Annotated in this window: 17 protein-coding genes and 3 pseudogenes; 12 read left to right on the top strand and 8 right to left on the bottom strand. The window is 56.7% G+C overall.

Going from position 1 to position 17,868, the window contains the following annotated elements; translation table 11 throughout:
* Positions 1-220: 220 nt before the first annotated feature.
* Together FURADRAFT_RS03125 and FURADRAFT_RS20015 are read left to right on the top strand one after the other, a co-directional pair.
* On the top strand, positions 221-970 hold the full coding sequence (locus FURADRAFT_RS03125) for a Crp/Fnr family transcriptional regulator (RefSeq protein ID WP_008952652.1): 750 nt from the start codon (positions 221-223) through the stop codon (positions 968-970).
* A gap of 158 nt (positions 971-1,128) precedes the next feature.
* Positions 1,129-1,485, top strand: a complete 357-nt coding sequence (locus FURADRAFT_RS20015) for a DUF2141 domain-containing protein (protein WP_201441917.1) — start codon at positions 1,129-1,131, stop codon at positions 1,483-1,485.
* 182 nt (positions 1,486-1,667) lie between these two features.
* Here the strand turns inward: FURADRAFT_RS20015 and FURADRAFT_RS03120 are convergent, their stop codons facing one another.
* The 4 genes from FURADRAFT_RS03120 to FURADRAFT_RS03110 all read right to left on the bottom strand — a co-directional run bounded on the left by FURADRAFT_RS03120 (position 1,668) and on the right by FURADRAFT_RS03110 (position 5,180).
* Positions 1,668-2,726 carry an AI-2E family transporter gene (locus tag FURADRAFT_RS03120; RefSeq protein WP_408003234.1) on the bottom strand — a complete coding sequence of 353 codons (1,059 nt, stop codon included), beginning with the start codon at positions 2,724-2,726 and terminating at the stop codon, positions 1,668-1,670.
* Positions 2,727-2,913: 187 nt separating this feature from the next.
* A complete protein-coding gene (locus FURADRAFT_RS20395) occupies positions 2,914-3,057 on the bottom strand; it encodes a lmo0937 family membrane protein (RefSeq protein ID WP_008952650.1) in 144 nt (47 codons plus the stop codon).
* A 101-nt stretch (positions 3,058-3,158) separates the two neighbouring features.
* Entirely contained in the window at positions 3,159-4,193 is a 1,035-nt protein-coding gene (locus FURADRAFT_RS20010; RefSeq protein WP_201441916.1) for a hypothetical protein, read from the bottom strand.
* Between the two features lie 762 nt (positions 4,194-4,955).
* On the bottom strand, positions 4,956-5,180 hold the full coding sequence (locus tag FURADRAFT_RS03110; RefSeq protein WP_008952648.1) for a CsbD family protein: 225 nt from the start codon (positions 5,178-5,180) through the stop codon (positions 4,956-4,958).
* Between the two features lie 437 nt (positions 5,181-5,617).
* Here FURADRAFT_RS03110 and FURADRAFT_RS03105 point away from each other — a divergent pair, with 437 nt between their 5' ends.
* The 5 genes from FURADRAFT_RS03105 (at position 5,618) to FURADRAFT_RS03090 (ending at position 8,732) form a co-directional block, all read left to right on the top strand.
* Positions 5,618-6,811: a DesA family fatty acid desaturase gene (locus FURADRAFT_RS03105; protein WP_008952646.1), complete on the top strand. Its 1,194-nt coding sequence runs from the start codon at positions 5,618-5,620 to the stop codon at positions 6,809-6,811.
* Positions 6,808-6,966: a DUF3309 family protein gene (locus FURADRAFT_RS20005; RefSeq protein WP_008952645.1), complete on the top strand. Its 159-nt coding sequence runs from the start codon at positions 6,808-6,810 to the stop codon at positions 6,964-6,966. The genes FURADRAFT_RS03105 and FURADRAFT_RS20005 overlap by 4 nt, the downstream gene beginning before the upstream one ends.
* A gap of 231 nt (positions 6,967-7,197) precedes the next feature.
* The gene (locus FURADRAFT_RS03100; protein WP_008952644.1) at positions 7,198-7,794 is read left to right on the top strand and encodes a BPSL1445 family SYLF domain-containing lipoprotein; all 597 of its coding nucleotides are present in this window, start codon (positions 7,198-7,200) and stop codon (positions 7,792-7,794) included.
* Positions 7,795-7,970: 176 nt separating this feature from the next.
* Positions 7,971-8,258 (top strand): sll1863 family stress response protein, encoded by a 288-nt coding sequence (locus FURADRAFT_RS03095; RefSeq protein ID WP_008952643.1) that lies wholly within the window; start codon positions 7,971-7,973, stop codon positions 8,256-8,258.
* Positions 8,259-8,393: 135 nt separating this feature from the next.
* The gene (locus FURADRAFT_RS03090; protein ID WP_040652319.1) at positions 8,394-8,732 is read left to right on the top strand and encodes a DUF1840 domain-containing protein; all 339 of its coding nucleotides are present in this window, start codon (positions 8,394-8,396) and stop codon (positions 8,730-8,732) included.
* A 129-nt stretch (positions 8,733-8,861) separates the two neighbouring features.
* Here the strand turns inward: FURADRAFT_RS03090 and FURADRAFT_RS03085 are convergent, their stop codons facing one another.
* Positions 8,862-9,077 carry a glycine zipper 2TM domain-containing protein gene (locus tag FURADRAFT_RS03085; protein ID WP_040652316.1) on the bottom strand — a complete coding sequence of 72 codons (216 nt, stop codon included), beginning with the start codon at positions 9,075-9,077 and terminating at the stop codon, positions 8,862-8,864.
* Between the two features lie 479 nt (positions 9,078-9,556).
* Between FURADRAFT_RS03085 and FURADRAFT_RS20785 the strand changes: the two genes are divergently transcribed.
* Positions 9,557-9,931, top strand: coding sequence for a YiiX/YebB-like N1pC/P60 family cysteine hydrolase (locus tag FURADRAFT_RS20785; protein WP_008952642.1), 375 nt, complete (start codon positions 9,557-9,559; stop codon positions 9,929-9,931).
* Positions 9,928-10,314 carry a hypothetical protein gene (locus tag FURADRAFT_RS20780; protein WP_201441915.1) on the top strand — a complete coding sequence of 129 codons (387 nt, stop codon included), beginning with the start codon at positions 9,928-9,930 and terminating at the stop codon, positions 10,312-10,314. The genes FURADRAFT_RS20785 and FURADRAFT_RS20780 overlap by 4 nt, the downstream gene beginning before the upstream one ends.
* A gap of 91 nt (positions 10,315-10,405) precedes the next feature.
* On the opposite strand, the pseudogene FURADRAFT_RS20000 reads toward FURADRAFT_RS20780, so the two are convergent.
* Positions 10,406-10,645: pseudogene (locus FURADRAFT_RS20000) on the bottom strand (integrase core domain-containing protein); the annotation flags it as partial.
* A gap of 65 nt (positions 10,646-10,710) precedes the next feature.
* On the opposite strand from FURADRAFT_RS20000, the gene FURADRAFT_RS03075 reads away from it, so the two are divergent.
* Entirely contained in the window at positions 10,711-11,967 is a 1,257-nt protein-coding gene (locus tag FURADRAFT_RS03075) for an IS256 family transposase (RefSeq protein ID WP_150104998.1), read from the top strand.
* Between the two features lie 37 nt (positions 11,968-12,004).
* Here FURADRAFT_RS03075 and FURADRAFT_RS20945 read toward each other — a convergent pair.
* Positions 12,005-12,921 (bottom strand): annotated as a pseudogene (locus FURADRAFT_RS20945) (IS3 family transposase); the annotation flags it as partial.
* Positions 12,922-13,294: 373 nt separating this feature from the next.
* On the opposite strand from FURADRAFT_RS20945, the pseudogene FURADRAFT_RS03060 reads away from it, so the two are divergent.
* A pseudogene (locus tag FURADRAFT_RS03060) lies at positions 13,295-13,966 on the top strand (SOS response-associated peptidase).
* A gap of 70 nt (positions 13,967-14,036) precedes the next feature.
* Here FURADRAFT_RS03060 and FURADRAFT_RS20675 read toward each other — a convergent pair.
* Positions 14,037-14,174: a hypothetical protein gene (locus tag FURADRAFT_RS20675; RefSeq protein ID WP_160165304.1), complete on the bottom strand. Its 138-nt coding sequence runs from the start codon at positions 14,172-14,174 to the stop codon at positions 14,037-14,039.
* A 124-nt stretch (positions 14,175-14,298) separates the two neighbouring features.
* Between FURADRAFT_RS20675 and FURADRAFT_RS03055 the strand changes: the two genes are divergently transcribed.
* The gene (locus tag FURADRAFT_RS03055; RefSeq protein WP_008952636.1) at positions 14,299-17,676 is read left to right on the top strand and encodes an EAL domain-containing protein; all 3,378 of its coding nucleotides are present in this window, start codon (positions 14,299-14,301) and stop codon (positions 17,674-17,676) included.
* Positions 17,677-17,868: the final 192 nt, after the last annotated feature.

The raw sequence follows: 17,868 nt of genomic DNA, 5'->3' as shown, positions 1-17,868 counted from the left end.
TACTGGGAGGTGGTTCATGTACTCGTACGAAGACCGCATCCGCGCGGTTCAGCTTTACATCCAACTTGGCAAACGCATCGGAGTAACTATTCGCCAGTTGGGATACTCAACGCCGGGGCCGCCCAGTCGATCTACTTTCTTGACCAGTCCAGCTGCCAAACCGCCCATGCCCATGAACTATACTGCGTCGTATGGAGCCATTTATCGTTAGGTGCCTGCCATGTCCGAGACACCCACACCGCAACAAAACCATCTCCTGGCCGCCTTGCCAGCCGAAGTGCTAAACCGACTGATCCCTTACCTCGAATTGGAAGAACTGCCGCTCGGCAAGGTCTTATATGAGTCTGGAGACGCCTTGCGCCATGTCTTTTTCCCGACCGACGCTATCGTCTCGCTGCTCTACGTGATGGAAAGTGGTGCATCGGCGGAAATCTCGGTAGTCGGCAACGAGGGGCTCGTTGGCATTGCTGTCTTCATGGGAGGGGAAAGCACGCCGAGTCGGGCGATCGTGCAAAGCGCCGGTCACGCCTTCCGGCTAGCGGGGCCACGCTTCAAGGACGAGGTAAACCGCCACACCGAGTTGCTGCAACTGATGCTGCGCTACACCCAGGCCCTGATTACACAAATGGCCCAAACAGCGGTCTGCAACCGCCACCACTCGATTGACCAACAGCTGTGCCGTTGGTTGCTACTTTCACTCGATCGCCTACCGAGCAACCAATTGACAATGACCCAAGAGCTGATCGCCAACATGCTTGGCGTACGCCGCGAAGGGGTCACCGATGCCGCGGGCAAGTTGCAGAAGCTTGGCGTGATCGAATACAGCCGCGGGCATATCACCGTGCTGGATCGACCCAAACTGGAACAGCTGTGTTGCGAGTGTTACGCCGTAGTCAAGAAAGAAACAGATCGCCTGCTACCCTATGTCCCCGCTGCGCCCGCTCAAATAAAGGGGAAAACGGGGACATGAATCAGTCATCGACTTGGCAGCCTGCGATGGTTCTGCCAGACAAGCCCCCCGAAATCCGCGTTCTCACGGGAGTGAGATGGCTAGCATTGTGTGCCGTACTGGTGTTTACAAACCCTTATGGAGCCGCCTTTGCTACAGCACCCTGCCCAGGAATTCATGTGAAAATTCTGAACATTAAAAACAGCACGGGAACCATAGCTTGCGCACTTTTCGAGTCGTCCGTGGGCTTCCCGGCAGACTATCTGCGCTCTGCCACCAATCTCATGTCAATAAAGATTCGAGGTAAACAAGCGAGTTGCGACTTTCAAGACATTGCACCGGGAACATACGCGCTGGCCGTGGTTCATGATGAAAATATGAACGGAAAAATTGACACTAACTTGCTCGGCATTCCAACGGAAGGCTACGGTTTTTCAAACGACGCAAAAGCTTTACTTGGTACGCCTTCGTTCTCTGCCGCCCGCTTCACGTACGACGGCCGAAACCTGGACATGACAATAGGCTTGCATTATTGAGTACCGACTGTATCCCTGCCGAATATTCCTGCTTTCGTACTTCAGCCCAACCTATTCCGGGTTATCACGCCTGACAAGACATCCCAAACCACTTAGAAACGCGCAGCCAAGCTTGTTCATTGACCCTACAACTTCCTCCACAAAGGTACTTCTTCGGGCCTTACCCCGTGGAACCATCGGTATCAGGCCTGGCTGGACAGCAGCTCCTCGACGAAACGCAGTAACGCGGCAATGACCGTCAGCAACACCGGTCCGATGATCACACCGATCATGCCAAAGGCCGAAAGACCACCGATGACGCCGACGAATACGACCAGTATCGACACTGGCTCCTGGCTCGAAATCAGCAACGGTCGCAGCAGGTTGTCGGAGACCGTCACGCCGGCTCCCCAGATCAACATGAAGATCGCCCAACCCCATTGCGAAGTGGCGACCAAAGTACCAACCGCTGGCACCCACACGAGAGCCGTGCCGCCGATCGGCAACAGCGCCAGAATAGCCGCCAGCACGCCAAACACCACGGCGGAGGGCAACCCCGCGATAGCGAAGCCGATACCTACCAATGCCCCTTGAGCGATAGCGGTCAGACCGGTGCCGTAGACCACTGCGCGTGTCGTGTTACCAACCAGCTTGAGCAACTTGCTCCTACGCTGAGGTTGCATCGGCACCAGGCGCACGGCACGGTTAAGCAGCTGACGGCCGTCGCGCAGCAGGAAGAACAGCAGGAATAGCATCATGAAGAAGTGGACGATCGTGCCCAAAGCGCTGAGCACGAAGCTACCCCCCGTCGACGCCAGCGACTGCAGCAGCATCTGTGCGCTGCTGACCAGCCAGCCCTGCAGTTGCTCGTTCGTGGCAGTGAGCTTCTGACGTAGCCACTCGGCAAGACTGCCGACGAGGGGGTACCGTTCCAATTGCGTGAGCAGATTGGCATCGATACGCAGCGGCTGTTTTTGCAGATGCGTGACCAGATCCGCGAACTGATTCGCGAATGCCACGCCAAGGCTAAACACCGGACCCGCAAGCACAACCGGCACCAGCACCGTGATAATCCCCGCTGACAGACCGGCGCGCCCCTTCAGCACGCGCATCAGCCACCCATGCACTGGTGCCAACAAGAAAGCGAGACAGATACCCCAAGCAAGCGCCCCCCAAAAGGGCACGAGCATCCAGTACAGGGCGAGGGCAACGAGGGCCGCTACAACGATCACGAAGTACCTGCGGTAGAGGTCCAAGTTCACTCCTTACCAATTGCCAAGCCAATTAATAGCGGAATTTAACAAGCCAAACAGGCATTGGCGCGCTCTTCACAGAGCAAACCCGTCTATACGTCCAGTTCATACCTGCGCCCAATCTGCGCTTCTTTGCTTGCAAACCCGCCACCTACCAGATTGCCAATCCAAGGCGAGAACCATGTCGAGCGCCTGTCTAACGGCGGCCTGCGATCAGCTGGAACAGTATCACCACAATCGCAACAACCAGCAGGATATGAATGAACCCGCCAAGAGTGTACGAGGAAACCAAACCCAGTAACCACAAGACGACCAGGATGACCGCAATCGTCATAAGCATGTCTGTCACCTCTACAGCTGGACCTCAAATAGGGCGGCCGGAACCTTCTCAATAGATTGAATCGCCCCACCCTGTTCTAAACCCCTGCAATCATCACTTTACTATTCGCTCTTGTTTCCCCTTCCCCTGTCTTGCGGCTCCGTTTCGGGAAGTTGCATATCAGGGGGGCGTTTCTTGAGTTGCTCTTTTGACCGTTGTTGAGTTGGTGACTGCTGCACGTCAGGCGCCTGTTGACGCTGTCCGGCGCGCGACCTGTCCGGGTTGTCCTGCTGTGGCCGCTGCCGTTGCTGGTCTTGCTGCTGCCGTTGCTGATTCTGCTGTTGTTGTTGTCGTTGCTGCTCTTGCTGTTGCCGTTCCTGATTCTGCTGTTGCTGTTGCAGTTGCCGTTGCTGGTCTTGCAGTTGCCGTTGCTGATTCTGCTGTTGTTGTTGTCGTTGCTGCTCTTGCTGTTGCCGTTGCTGATTCTGCCGTTGCTGCTCTTGCTGTTGCTGATTCCGCTGCTGGAAATGCTGCTGCGTTATGGGCTCACGCGGCTGATAGCGGTAATTCTGGGAACGAATCGTATGCTGCTGCTCTACTGAGCGAGGGTAGCGATCCCCCGAATACTGCTGCTGGTAGATCGGCAACGGTGCGGGAGGCGGAGCGGAGCGGTTGTCCCATCGGTCCCATCCGCCATGACGCCTTTCCCAATCGGGCCCCCAGTGTTCACCCCAACGGGGTGGCCGGTCGGCCCGCCAATAGCGGAAATACACCGGAGGCCGTCGGTAGTAGCGCACCGGAACCCGTAGCACAAACAGCGGCACATACTCGGGTTCCACCTCATCCCACGGTCCGTTGTACCAACTGCTCGCATACCAGCGATCTTCCTCATACACCCAGTACAAGCCGTCGTAAAAGAAGATGTTCACATCCGCTTGAGGAGCGTAGTAGACAGGATAGCCTGGCACCCTGACGAGAGATGGATACGCGGGTAGGTTGATGCCAATGCTGATGCCCGGAAGGGCGATGCCAATACCGATACTGATCTGGGAGTAGGTTGAGGTTGCCGGGTAAAGCAGCAAAGACAACGCAAGAAGGAGATAGCGCATTTTCGGTTCTCCAACAGGATAAACGGCCATCATGGTGATGGTCATCATTGGTACCGTTATAAGGAGAGGTCGTTGGCACGGATGGCTCAGGAGACGCACAACGGTGAGAGCAACCCGCTGAAGGCAGCAACGAACTCGGTGACACGCACCCGATGCCCTCAGGTTTGTGCCCCCCGGTATGCAGGGAATCCTGCCGATAAGACAACCACGGCAAGCCGGAGGATTATCCGTATCACGTCTCGGCAGCTGAAGATGCGTACCCGATGGCATGGGTGAACATCCTTGGGCCCTAATGAATTCACCGTCTTTCTTGGCGGTCTTGGTGTGAAACCGCCACCTTCACACTCATGGCAAGCGCCGTTACCTTAATCTTGCCAAGCCATGATGAACCCAGTGAGGTACTGAATGAAATGAGCTCTGTCGAGGGAGTGATGCATCCAGGGGCCTCTCGGGTTACGCACTAATTGCCAACGCGCTTAATAATCACATTTTAGGTTGTTATGATGCATAGTGAACGCAACAAAAGGCAGGCATCTGCAATCAAGGCACTACAGCGTGGGATGCTGCTACGCGCCCTCCTTCTCCCTCCCAGTTATCCAGTTCCGCCCTCGGCCGCCCTTTTTCTTGACTGCGCCGGTGATCAACCACAAGTGAGACAAAATTGGAGGCTATCGCACCACCCCCAATCGGCAGCGATGGCGGGATCAAGGGTCTATAGCGCGTCATGACATGAAACCCTTTCAAAAAAGAACCTGACTCGGCGACCCTGATGCTGTTCGCCGCACAACGCTGTACACAGCGTGTGCCCGATTAGGAGTAGCGTTTCGGATGGTAATCATTGTTGTGTTTTTCAAAGCGCTTGATCAGCTGCTCGGCTTCGTTTTTTGTAATTCCATAGGCATCCTGGAGCTTGTCCACCAACACGACTCGCTTGCCGGCAATCATGTCGAGGTAATCGTCGGGGAGATTGCCCCACTCTGCTTTCACCATGCCCTTGAATTGTTTCCAGTTACCTTCAACGATATCCCAGTTCATATCAAACTCCTTCCGTTTGGAACTCGACGGTGAAATGGCCAATCGAGCATCCTTCATCGCAGTTGGCCTCGCACCACTTGAGCATCTCGCGCAACGACAGGATTAGAGGGAACCATGTGGCAACCATCTGGACTAGTTTCATGGAAACTCTGGATGCCAACGCAAGACTAGGCGAATGATCAAGCGCAGTCAGTACGATGACGCACATAGGGCCAAGCTTGTCCACGATCGGCCACGCCGGTACTCCCTTGACTCCGCCGGGACCAGGAAGCTCACTCTACCGCCACAATCCTTGGGGGCGCGGGCAAACCCTTGTCTATGACGAACAGGAACCGGGCTCAGGGTGCGATAGCGTACAGACGATTGCGATTGCTTGAGTCATATTGAACAGGGAAATTGGTCGATGATCGCCATGTAGTCTTGCAAAGGAGCTTGTGATGCGACTTAGCTTGCTCGATCTACCGTGGTGGGGTTGTGCGCTGGTGACGCTGGGCATGACCCACGTCACCATTGCGTCGGTAACGATCTTTCTCCACCGGCACCAAGCACACCGCACGCTCACGTTGCACCCCATTGCCAGCCACTTCTTCCGTTTCTGGCTGTGGCTGACGACTGGGATGGTCACCAAGGAATGGGCCGCCATCCACCGCAAGCACCACGCCCACTGCGAAACCTCGGAAGACCCCCACAGCCCGCAGATTTATGGCATCCGGAAAGTGCTATTCGAGGGCGCCGAACTCTATCGCCTGGAGTCCAGTATCCCTGCAACACTGGAGAAATACGGCCATGGCACCCCCGACGACTGGATCGAACGCAACCTGTACGCGAGGCACACCCAGCTCGGTATTGGCCTCATGCTGGGGATCGATATCATCCTGTTTGGTCCGATCGGACTCAGCATGTGGGCAGTACAGATGATTTGGATTCCGTTCTTCGCAGCGGGCGTCGTCAATGGTATTGGCCACAATTGGGGCTACCGCAATTTCGCACCGAACGATGCCTCAAGGAATGTCGTACCGTGGGGCATCCTGATCGGTGGCGAAGAACTGCACAACAACCACCACGCCTATGCCTCCTCCGCCAGGCTGTCCAGCAAGTGGTGGGAATTCGACATCGGCTGGATGTACATCCGCATCCTGGAGAGGCTTCACCTGGCGAAGGTATGCAAGGTTGCGTCCCAAGTCCGCTACAACACATCCAAGACCTGCTGCGACGTGGACACCCTGCAGGCGGTCATCACTCACCGTTACGACGTACTGGCCAAGTTCGCCAAATCCCTGCACCGAACCGCCGTAGAAGAAATTCACAGCTTGCGGACCAGTACGCCCCCCGAATGGAAAGACTCCAAGGTACTGGTCAGCCTCTGGCTGCAAAGAGGGGTAAGGACATTGCCGGAGCAGGAACGCACCGCCCTTGAACAGGCCCTGCATTCCAGCACCGTGTTGAGCACCATTTACGCGATGCGGCAGGATCTTACTGCCCTGTGGAGCCGGTCCACCACGTCGAAGGAGCAACTGGTGAAACAGTTGGAAGACTGGTGCCGGCGTGCCGAGGAAAGCGGCATTGATGCGCTGCGAGAATTTTCTCGGACGCTGCGCTGCTACGACTCACAGTTAGGAGACATGGAATGACATTAGGAACCATTCTGCTGATCATCGTGGTTCTACTGCTGATCGGCGCTATTCCCACTTGGCCCCACAGCCGAGGATGGGGTTACGGTCCCAGCGGTGGTCTTGGGTTGATATTGGTGATCCTGCTCATCCTGTGGTTATTGGGCAGGATATAGTGCATTGCTCTGATTGCCTTTCAACAGACACCCAGTCGTAGACACCGAGCAAATCGATAACAGATGCACTTAGCCTGGATACCCTACGCTTTCAGCGTCGATATCAATAGCAGTGCCAGGTTGCTATAACAAATCGAGCCATTCCCGCTCTGCCAGGGCGTGGTGCGCTTCAATCCCCCAGCGTTTGGAATACCCTCGCTGCTCTTACCCTGTTACAAACAGGAGGACAATATGCAAGCAAGAAAGTTAGGTATTGGGTTAGTAGCCGCGCTATCACTGCTGGCTAGCGGCTGCACGACCACCGACGGCCATATGATGGGCGGCGCAAAATCCACCGGATCAACGAATGCCGCTGGTGAAATGCGTGAGATCGATGCCGGTTACGATTCGACGCTAACGCGCTTATACAGCAACGCTCCCAGCTCACGAGCCCTGGTGGCAAAAGCCCATGGGGTGCTGATTTTCCCTTCGGTGATTGCGGCGGGCCTGATGGTGGGCGGGGAGTATGGCAAGGGGGCTCTGCGAGTCGGCGGCAAGACAGCAGGCTACTACCAGACGGCGAGCGCCTCGTTCGGCTGGCAGATTGGCGCACAATCCAAAGCCATCATTTTCCTATTCATGACCCAAGATGCACTCAACAAGTTTCTCTCCGGGTCGGGGTGGACAGTGGGGGCTGATGCCTCTGTCGCGCTGCTGAAAATGGGGGCCAACGGCGATATCGACCTCAATACGGTGCAACAACCGGTCATTGGCTTCGCCCTGACCAACAACGGATTGATGGCGAATCTCACGCTGGAGGGCACCAAAATATCCAAGTTAAATATGTAAACTGTAAAAACAGCTCCTTGCTCTGACCACCGTGTTGACCAGAGACCATCTTTCGCATATTCAAGCAGGTGGTGCATCCTTGAGAGTTTCAATAATGGTCCATTTTTTCATGGCAACGGGTCACTCTGAGGAGCTGTTATATAAACCGTAGTGGAAGAAATCGCAAAGGAGTCGTCATGGCGACAAAAGAGGCTTATCGGAAAAAGCTGGAGGCGCAACTCAAGGAATGGGATGCGAAGCTTGCTGTGTTGAGTGCGAAAGCCAAAAAGGCAACAGCAGATGCTCGGATCAACTACGAGAATGAGCTGGAAAGCCTGAAAAGCAAGCGGGCAGCGGCATACAATATGCTCGAGGAGATGGGTGAGCGCGGCGAAAACACTTGGGAGGATATGAAGGACGGGGTGGAAAAAGTCTGGGACGAAATGAGTAAAGCAATAGAGAAAGTGGCGGCTCGTTTCAAATAAATAGAAGGTGATCGCGCGCCCCTCACCGGAGATGCTTGATATCTGCAGCCACCCCAGGAGGCCGAAGGATTTTCCAGTCCAGATGTAAGGGTGAGTTCCACCCAATTTGGCTTTCCATCATGAAGAAAGAATATCATGCTGATTACTTTCCATTCTACAGCTGCCGGAAATATCATGATGTTCCAAAGCGATGCAGAAAACATTTTGACCCTTCTGGGCAAGGATATTTCACAAGCAAAAGGGATATTGACGGTTGAGCAGATGCCGGCTGCTATTGAAAAGTTGCAGCGTACCATCAGGCTGGGTAACAACAGCGCCAATACAGCGCCGCCTCAAAAAGATACCGATAGTAATGCCGATGACAAAGAAGCCCAAGTAGTACAGCCGGTATCATTCGCCCAGCATGCCCAACCTTTTCTTGAGTTTATGCAAACTTCCCTCAAGGGAAACAAGCCAATCACATGGGGGACGTAAGGGAAGCACACTAGTTTGGGCTAGCTGATTTCTTTCGGCAACAGTGACAGTCACTTTCGTTGTGAGATCACAGCGCTGAGCCCCCACCGCTCACAGGCCTAGTAGGTCTGACGCATTGCACGTCGATCATCATTGGGTGATTTCGTGGCCAATGATACCGCCAACTGCCGCACCGCCGATGGTTCCGCCCGTGCTGCCACCCGTAAGAACGGCACCTCCGACGGCACCAACACCGGCGCCGATGGCAGTGTTCTGACCCTGCCGCGACATGCCGGCACATCCCCCCAGACTGATCAGCATTGCTATGGCAACTGCGCTGATTGCGAATCTCTGCATCGTTTTCATGGTATTACCTCTTTCTGAAACATTATATTCAGATGCATGGGGATTAGTAGGGTGCAGCTTTCGTCTTATCAAATCGCAATTTCGTTCAATCCAGGCAATGATCCACTATTGTTACTTCATGTATGAAGTTGTGAGTGTTGGACTGACAGGGATTGCCGGACACACATCTCTCTTCGCCGTGACCATGCTGATTTCAACCATACATCGCCAAGGTGCAGATATTGCACACATGATGGCTCCAATAGTTTTAGGTTATGAGGCGTATCCTTCTCCGTCTGTCTGCTAACGCACATAGCTGGCATACCTTTTACTGCTACAGGCCTGGCGTGACTTGATGTTAATTGCGCGATCGATTTGGATACGTTCTTCAATCATCGCGCATAGCGTACTAACAATCACAATAAGGCCAGATGTGCATCTTCCTGCGCTTTATGCACAAAGATATTGAGGGCTGAGACATGGATTGGCCAGGATTGCCGATGATTGACTACATACTCCGCACAATTGGACGTGCACTTGCACGCTATCTCAGCAAACCCCTGAAGTCATACGCGCCTGTCGCCACGATTCCACCCGAGAAATTGGTGGCGATACTTCAGCCAGGGGATGTTTTGCTGGTGGAGGGACACTCTCGATTGAGCATGGCTATCAAATACCTGACCCAGTCCACTTGGTCGCACGCGGCGTTCTATGTCGGTACCTGCGCAAGCCAGGTTACCGGTACCGATACACCGATGCTGATCGAGGTGGATGTACAGATAGGTGTCCGGCTAGTGCCGCTTTCTGCCTACGCCCATTTACACACGCGTGTCTGCCGGCCGGAGAAGCTCATGGGGGCGATCTTGAGCGCATGATCGCAAGCGCGTTGGCGCGAGTGGGACAAAGCTACGACCTCAAGAACGTTTTCGATTTAGCACGCTACTTGTTGCCCGCTCCTCCTGTCCCGACCCGGTGGCGGCGCAGGATGATCGCGCTAGGTGCCGGAGACCCTACGAAAGCAATTTGCTCAACCTTAATTGCGCAATTGTTTGAAAGTATTCGCTACCCTATCCTGCCGGAAGTGCGCCACGTACCAGTCGACCATCCGGGACGGGCTTCGTACTACGAAGACATTCTGCATATTCGAAACTACAGCCTTTATACCCCGCGCGACTTCGACATCTCACCGTACTTTCAGATTATCAAACCCGAACGGCCGGCCGATTTTGACTATCGTTCCCTGCATTGGGATAAGTGAGCGATCGATGCCAGTTTACCTGCAGACTGCAACCTGATCTGGCACGACTGATCTGCCCCCACCAGCCATACCAGCGACAAGGAGAGAAGTCCTAGGTTTGCATGGTAGTGGTACTGCTTGATAGTTCGGTGGCCTGCTGCTGGCGGTAGCGTGCCGCAAACACTGCTGGCGGTATCCGGCCAATCGAGCCGTGGGGGCGCACCTGGTTGTAGTCGTCCCGCCAAGCCGCAATGATCTGCCGTGCTTCTGCCAACGTATCGAAGACATGTTCATTCAGGCACTCATCGCGAAATCTGGCGTTGAAGCTTTCAACGTAACCATTTTGGAGCCTGTCAGATTTTCTGTGTGCATGAGGTCATGAGATGATTCTGAAAGGGACCCTCCATGACCCTTGCAATGACCGCCAAGAAGACCAAGAAACCCAAAGCTCCCAAGCTCATTCCTGACGAGCTGATCGACCAGCTGCTAGCACAGACTGAAGGCAAAGACGCCGAGTCGATCCTCGGTGAATCGGGCTTGGCCGGCCTACTCAAGAAGCAGCTGGCCGAGCGGATGCTTGCCGCCGAGCTGAACCACCATCTGGCCACCGAGGCCAAGCAAGGCAAGGTCGGCAACCATCGGAATGGTTCCAGCTCGAAGACCGTCATCACCCCCAGTGGTGAGTTGGAACTGGATATTCCGCGTGACCGCCAAGCCACCTTCGAGCCGCAATTGGTCGCCAAGTATCAGCGCCGCCTGCCCGGCTTCGACGACCACGTGATCAGCATGTACGCGCGCGGAATGACGGTGCGTGAGATCCAGGGCCATCTGCAGGAGCTGTATGGGCTGCAAGTGTCGCCCGACCTAATCTCTACCATCACCGACGAAGTGCTGGCCGAAGTCGAGCAATGGCAGCAGCGGCCGCTCGAAGCGATGTACGCCATCGTCTATTTCGACGCGCTGCGCCTGAATATCCGTGACGAAGGCACCGTCAAGAATAAGGCCGTCTACCTGGCGCTCGGCATTCGCGCCGATGGCCGCAAGGAAGTGCTCGGGCTCTGGATCGAACAAACTGAGGGCGCCAAGTTCTGGCTCAAAGTCTTCAACGAACTGAAGAACCGTAGCTTGGACGACATCCTGATCGCGGTGGTCGACGGCCTGCGCGGATTTCCGGAAGCGATCGAGGCCGTCTTCCCACAAGCGCAAATCCAGACCTGCATCGTCCATCTGATCCGCAACTCGCTCAATCTGGCGAGCTGGAAGGACCCCAAAGGCCTGGCTGCCGCGCTCAAGCCGATCTACCAGGCCGCCACAGCCGATGCAGCAGTAGCGGCCCTGGATGCGTTTGCAGAAGGCGATTGGGGCCGGAAATTCCCGACTGTACCGGCCATGTGGCGCCGGCAATGGGAACAGGTCATTCCCTTCTTCGCCTACCCGCCGGAAGTGCGCAAGATTATTTACACCACCAACGCGATCGAGAGCATGCACATGCAACTGCGTAAGATTGTCAAAAACCGGGGCCATTTCCCGAGCGACGAAGCTGCCAGCAAGCTGCTCTACCTGGCCTTGCGCAATATCGAGAACGACTGGAAGATGCCGCCGATCACCTGGAAACAGGTGGCCAACCAGCTTGCCATTCTGTTTGGTGAGCGCTTCACCGACGCCCTAGGCTGAGATTTGTTTAACCGACCTCAGCACACAGAATTCCTGACACTTCCCCATTTTGCATCGGCCGACCCGGCTGAATCAGAATGTGCCGGATGCCATGCGTTCGCGCCCACCCCATAAACACACGACTGGCGAACTCTGGCCCATTATCCGTCCTGACTGCCAACGGATAGCCGCGGAATTGCGCCACCTGATCCAGCATGCGCGTGACGTATTGGCCAGACATCGAGAAATCTACCGCAACCTGCACCGCCTCGTGGCTGAAGTCATCGGCTACCGTCAGGCATTTCAAGCGTCGGCCACAGGCCAACTGGTCACTGACAAAATCCATGCTCCACACCTCATTCAACTGCGTGGCCGCCTGCAGTGGCGTACGCACGCCAGTGAGCTTGCGCCGACGGTTGCGTCGCCTGACGGCCAGGCCCTGCTCGCGGTACAAGCGGTAAACCCGCTTGTGATTGATGGCTGGGAATTTGTGACGCAGCAGATCATGCACCCGCCGGTAGCCAAAACGGCGGCGTGTCTGCGCGATCTCGACGATGCGTGCCATCAGCTGACACGTCAGCGCATCCGCCTGCGGCGGATGCCGCCAGGCATCTCGGGAGAGCCCCACAAGCCGGCAGGCGCGGCGCTCTGATAGCGCCAATCCACTGCTCAACATCACGCTAATGGCCTGCCGCTTGGCCTGCGGGGCTAACGCTTTACCCCGGAAGCGACCTTGAGGGCTTCGATGTCGAGATGGGCCTCGGCCAGCAACTTCTTGAGACGGGCGTTCTCGGCCTCCAGATCTCGGGCGCGCTGGAGTTCGGCGACATTCTTGCCGCCGTATCGGCTTCGCCACTTGTAGAAGGTGGCCTCGGAGAAGCCGCCCTGCCGGCAGACCTCCTTGATAGCCATGCCCAGTTCGGCCTGCTTGAGAAAGCCAATGATCTGTTCTTCGGTGAATCTGCTCTTCTTCATGTCCGTCATTCTCCTTCAGTGACGGACTTCTCTCTACTTTTGATTGGTAAGGCCTAAGGGGAGCAGATCATCGTCCATAAACTCTGTGCCACAATTGTGTCGCATTGTACCGCTACTCATCCGCACCCAACTGCACTTGTAAGCACTTTCAGCGTTTCGGCAAACGCAGCAGGAACAATAAAATCAAATAGTTAGAAACAAAGTAGGGTCTTGTAATCAGAAGGTCGGGGGTTCGACTCCTCTCTCCGGCACCAATATCTATCCACGGGCCTTGCAGCGATGCAAGGCCCGTTTGCTTTGGTGGGTTTTAGATGGATATTAGATGGCGCCATCTAATATTCGACCGAATTCCAGTCTCGTACTAGGCTGAATCATGTGCGGCCGCTTCGCTATCTACACCCCGTTTCGCCGTCTCGGGCAACAGCTCGGGCTGGACTTTGACTTCCCTCCCCGTTACAACATCGCCCCCACACAGAACATCCCGATTGTCCGGCTGGCGGCGGATGGCGGCTTTGAGGTGGCCGAGGCGCACTGGGGGCTGATTCCCTTCTGGGCCAAGGATCGCAAGATCGGGTACAGCACCATCAACGCCCGGGCCGAGACCGTGGCGGAGAAGCCGGCGTTCCGAGCCGCTTTCAAGCATCGGCGCTGCATCATCCCGGCCAGCGGCCTGTACGAATGGCAGGACGTCGGCGGCAAACAGAAGCAGCACTGGTTCATTACCGACACCGAGGGCGACGGGCTGGGGTTTGCCGGGCTGTGGGAGCGCTGGGCCGACCCAGCAACCGGCGAAACGCTCGAGAGCTGCACCATCATCGTCGGGCCGGCCAATGACCTGGTCTAGCCCATCCATGACCGCCTCGCCTGCATCCTGCCGCCCGAGCATTACCGCGACTGGCTGAACCCCGAAGCGCCCGCCCCCTTTCTGCGCACCCTCCTCACGCCCTGCCCCAGCGAGCGCTTGCGCATGTGGCCGGTATCGACCCGCGTCGGTAATCCGCGCCATGACGGGCCGGATCTGGCCGAGCCTGTGCCAGGTGCATAACCCTCCTTCTCTATTGCCTTCTTTTCACCCAAGTTGTTCTAATGAACAACACGTTCCGTATGCCGACGCGTTAAGGCAAGGCCGGCGGTTTTTGCTTGCTGATAGCATGAGCTGAACTCATCGCCGTTTTCTGTCTGGGCAGGTCAGAAATAAAGTATTGTGGTGCCACGTTTTTATTGAATCCCCTCATGGCGAGTGAATCATTCATGACAAATCGTTTGGGTGCACGTCGTGTGGGCGACCATACTGGACTGTAATGGCGCGCCAATTGGAATTGGATTGGCATCTGGCGCAAGCAGCGTTGGAAACTCCACATAGAAAGGAGGTGCTCCGTGACGCTATCTCTGCGGTCCAGCTTTGAATCCAAGCTGCTCGCGGCACTCTCCACTGCCGTATTGGTCGTGATCGCACTGTCTCTGACTATTTGGAAGGTCGCCGATGATGCCACCCGCTCGGTTCAATGGGTCACCCACACCCATGAGTTGCTCAAGCAGCTTGCCCTCACTCGGGGTTATTCGCTGCAGATCGAATTAACCACGCAGTCGTTCCGTCTCTATGGCGATGTCGCGAATCTTGCCGAACGTGACGACGCGATCGCAGCCCGAGAAAACGCGCTCGGGCAAATTCGGGGGTTGACCACCGACAACCCGCGTCAGAGGCAGCGCTGGGTAGCCTTGCGGAAAGTGCTCAATCAACGGCTGGCCATTGCGAGGCAGGTTGAGCTCCTGCTCAAGACGCAAGGAAAGGCGGCCGCCGACGCCTTCGTCGCCAAAGCGCCGTTACGGCAAACCCGGGTGCTCACCTACCGCCTGCTTGACGACATGGATCGGGAAGAGCGGCAATTGCTGAGGCAGCGAGAGTCCGCTTATGCGCATGCGCGCCAAACGCTGGTGGTGGCCAGCTCGTTGGTTGGGGCGTTGCTCGTTTTCCTGCTTGCTTCCACCTATGTGTTGATACGTCGGCAATGGCATGCGACGGCAACGAGCCAGCGTGCCCTGGCTGACAGCGAGGAGAGCCTGAGGACGACGCTGGATTCGATCGGCGATGCCGTCCTGGCCACGGATATCGATGGTCGCATTAGCCGGATGAACCTGGTGGCCGAGCAGCTAACCGGTTGGCCGGCCTCGCTCGCCGTGGGCAGACCGGTGGAGGATGTGTTTCGCATCATCAACGAAGAGACCCGTGAGCCAGCCGCGGATCCGGTTGCCGCGGTACTGGCAACGGGAAAAACCCAGGCGCTGGCCAAGCACACCTCGCTGATCGCACGAGATGGCAGCGAGTGTCCGATTGCCGACAGTGCGGCACCCATCCGGAATGCGGAGGGGGCATTGCATGGCGTTGTTCTGGTGTTCCGGGACGTCTCGGCCGAGCGCCATGCCGAGCAGATCATCCGTGAGCAAAATGCCCTGCTGGAGTCGCATGTGCGGGAACGTACCGCTCAGTGGCATGACAGCCAGGACCATTTGCGCAATGTCATCAGCTCGGTACCTGCCCTGGTCGCCTATGTGGATGCACAGCAGCGGTATGTCTATGTCAACGACCAATACCGGGAGCGCTTTGCTCCCGGTATGACTGATATCACCGGATGCGAAGTTAAAGCGATTCTCGGGGAAGCGCGCTATGCCATCGCCGAGCCCCTCATCGGCAAGGTTCTCCAGGGTGAGGCACAGGGCTACGACTGGCAGCCTTTTCCCGGGGTGTGGCAGACCATTCGCTACCTGCCCAAGTACGATGCAGGCGGCCAGATTGTCGGCTATTACGTGCTAGGAACGGACATCACGGAGCGCAAGTTGGCCGAAGAAAGAATCCGGACGCTGAATGTCGAGTTGGAGCAACGGGTGCACGAGCTTGAGCATGTCACGCGAGCCCTCCGGACGCTCAGCGCGGGCAATCGCGCCATGCTGCGGGCCGATGAGGAGCGGGCCTTGCTCGATGCCATGTGCCACGCCATTGTCGTCGATGGTCGCTATGACATGGCGGTGGTCTGGTATGGCGACAAGGCGGACCACACGCGGTTGCGGCCGATGGCCGAAGCGGGTTACCCCGGTGGCCTCGAGGCACTGGCGCAATTGCGTCTCGGCGGAGCTGGCGATGAACGTGGCCAGAGCGTGTCTCCTATGGCGATGCGCACAGGTAAGGTGCAATTGGTGCGCGATATGGGGAGCGATCCACATAGCCGGTGGCCGGGCGATCTATTAAACGGCACGACGGCAGGACTGGCCTGCCCTCTGCGCGTGGGAAACAGGGTGATCGGCGCCTTGACCATCTACGATGCCGAGGCAGACTCCTTTGGTGCTGACGAAATCGCGCTGCTCACCGAGTCGAGCGAAGATCTGGCGTTTGGCATTGCCACTTTGAGGAACCATGTCGAGCAAAAGCGCACCCAGGCGGCCATGCACCACTTGATGCGGCACGATCCGCTGACCGGGCTGCCCAATGCGCTGCAGTTCGAGGAGGCGCTTTCAGCCGCCCTCAGAACCAGCATGCAAGAGGCGCAACCGCTTGCCACGCTACAACTCAATATTGAGCGGCTCAGCGAGATCAATGATGCATTGGGCTTTGTCTACGGCGACCAGATCCTGTGTGATTTCGGTTTTCGTCTACAGGGGTGCGTGCCTGCCACAGCACTCGTGGCACGGATACGTGGAGACGAATTCGCGGTGCTCCTGCCCGGCAGTGACGCCCAGGCGGCATTGACCGCCGTCGAAGCCGTGGAACTTGAGTTGGCGCGCGCTTTTCCTGTGGCGGACATCGCTTTGGACGTCAGCGCGAAGACCGGCATTGCCCTGTTTCCAGAACATGGCACAACGACACACGATCTGCTGCGCCGCATGGACAAGGCCGTCAATCAGGCCAAGAAGCGTGGTCTGAGCCACGTGGTGTTCGATCCTGGAGAGGCCCATGCTCAGGCTGACCGTCTGGTCATGATGGGCGAGTTGCGGCGGGCTATCGAAGGAGGAGAACTGCGCGTATACCTGCAGCCCAAGGTCGAGTTTGCCACGGGCCGGGTGAGTGGCGCTGAAGCGCTGGTGCGATGGAACCATTCGCGGCTTGGCCTGCTGGCTCCCGCCATGTTCATTGGTTTGGCTGAGCATACCGGCCTGATTCGCCCACTGACGGAGTGGGTCATTGGTGCCACGCTTGATTTGTTGCAAAGCTGGCATGCCCGAGGCTGCGCCGTTCCCATTGCCGTCAACCTGTCGGCACGCAGTCTGCATGATGAGAGTCTGTTGGACAAGATCCGCCTGTGGCAGGCAGCCCGTGGGATTGGCCCTGGCTGGCTGGAGGTGGAAATCACCGAGAGTTCCGTCATGGAAGATCCCGAATTGGCGCTTGGTATTCTACATAGCCTGCACGCTGGGGGCATTCCGCTCTATATCGACGATTTTGGCACTGGCTATTCTTCATTGAACTATCTGCAGAAGTTGCCGGTGGACTATATCAAGATCGACCAGTCATTCGTGGCGAACATGTCCCGCAGCAAAGACTCGGCGATGATCGTGCGCTCCACCATCGATCTCGTACGTGATCTGGGCCGCAAAACCGTGGCCGAAGGCATTGAAACCCAGGAGCACTGGGAGCAACTGTCCCGACTGGGATGCGACTACGCTCAGGGTTACTTCATCGCCAAGCCGATGCCGGCCGAAGCCTTCCAGGAGTGGGTTGAGAATTTCATCCCACCCGTGCCAGCGACTGAGTCCGCTCATTGAACGGCCCGTCCTCAGGGGGAGCATCCAAGGGTTCGGCCCCTCACGCCAAGCCCGGCAGGAGCCGTGCCCTCTCCGTATCGGGCGGAGCCGTCTGATAGCGGTTCTCCCGGTATTTTCCCTGGCGACTGTGCCTATTTGCCGCCGCCATGCCGTACACGTCGCCTTGTCGCTTGTTGATTCATCCTGTTGCCA

The sequence above is a fragment of the Pseudogulbenkiania ferrooxidans 2002 genome (assembly GCF_000174355.1).
GTDB classification, from domain to species: Bacteria; Pseudomonadota; Gammaproteobacteria; order Burkholderiales; family Chromobacteriaceae; genus Pseudogulbenkiania; species Pseudogulbenkiania ferrooxidans.
This window is presented reverse-complemented; position numbering and strand designations above follow the sequence as displayed.

What these genes read in the sequence shown, in the direction of transcription:
- FURADRAFT_RS20395 (WP_008952650.1), bottom strand. Translation starts at nt 3,057, where the DNA reads ATGCTTATGACGATTGCGGTCATCCTGGTCGTCTTGTGGTTACTGGGT.
- FURADRAFT_RS03095 (WP_008952643.1), top strand. Translation starts at nt 7,971, where the DNA reads ATGGCGACAAAAGAGGCTTATCGGAAAAAGCTGGAGGCGCAACTCAAG.
- FURADRAFT_RS20780 (WP_201441915.1), top strand. Translation starts at nt 9,928, where the DNA reads ATGATCGCAAGCGCGTTGGCGCGAGTGGGACAAAGCTACGACCTCAAG.
- FURADRAFT_RS20005 (WP_008952645.1), top strand. Translation starts at nt 6,808, where the DNA reads ATGACATTAGGAACCATTCTGCTGATCATCGTGGTTCTACTGCTGATC.
- FURADRAFT_RS20785 (WP_008952642.1), top strand. Translation starts at nt 9,557, where the DNA reads ATGATTGACTACATACTCCGCACAATTGGACGTGCACTTGCACGCTAT.
- FURADRAFT_RS03100 (WP_008952644.1), top strand. Translation starts at nt 7,198, where the DNA reads ATGCAAGCAAGAAAGTTAGGTATTGGGTTAGTAGCCGCGCTATCACTG.
- FURADRAFT_RS03075 (WP_150104998.1), top strand. Translation starts at nt 10,711, where the DNA reads ATGACCGCCAAGAAGACCAAGAAACCCAAAGCTCCCAAGCTCATTCCT.
- FURADRAFT_RS03090 (WP_040652319.1), top strand. Translation starts at nt 8,394, where the DNA reads ATGCTGATTACTTTCCATTCTACAGCTGCCGGAAATATCATGATGTTC.
- FURADRAFT_RS03105 (WP_008952646.1), top strand. Translation starts at nt 5,618, where the DNA reads ATGCGACTTAGCTTGCTCGATCTACCGTGGTGGGGTTGTGCGCTGGTG.
- FURADRAFT_RS03085 (WP_040652316.1), bottom strand. Translation starts at nt 9,077, where the DNA reads ATGAAAACGATGCAGAGATTCGCAATCAGCGCAGTTGCCATAGCAATG.
- FURADRAFT_RS03125 (WP_008952652.1), top strand. Translation starts at nt 221, where the DNA reads ATGTCCGAGACACCCACACCGCAACAAAACCATCTCCTGGCCGCCTTG.
- FURADRAFT_RS03110 (WP_008952648.1), bottom strand. Translation starts at nt 5,180, where the DNA reads ATGAACTGGGATATCGTTGAAGGTAACTGGAAACAATTCAAGGGCATG.
- FURADRAFT_RS20675 (WP_160165304.1), bottom strand. Translation starts at nt 14,174, where the DNA reads ATGAATGATTCACTCGCCATGAGGGGATTCAATAAAAACGTGGCACCA.
- FURADRAFT_RS20010 (WP_201441916.1), bottom strand. Translation starts at nt 4,193, where the DNA reads ATGATGACCATCACCATGATGGCCGTTTATCCTGTTGGAGAACCGAAA.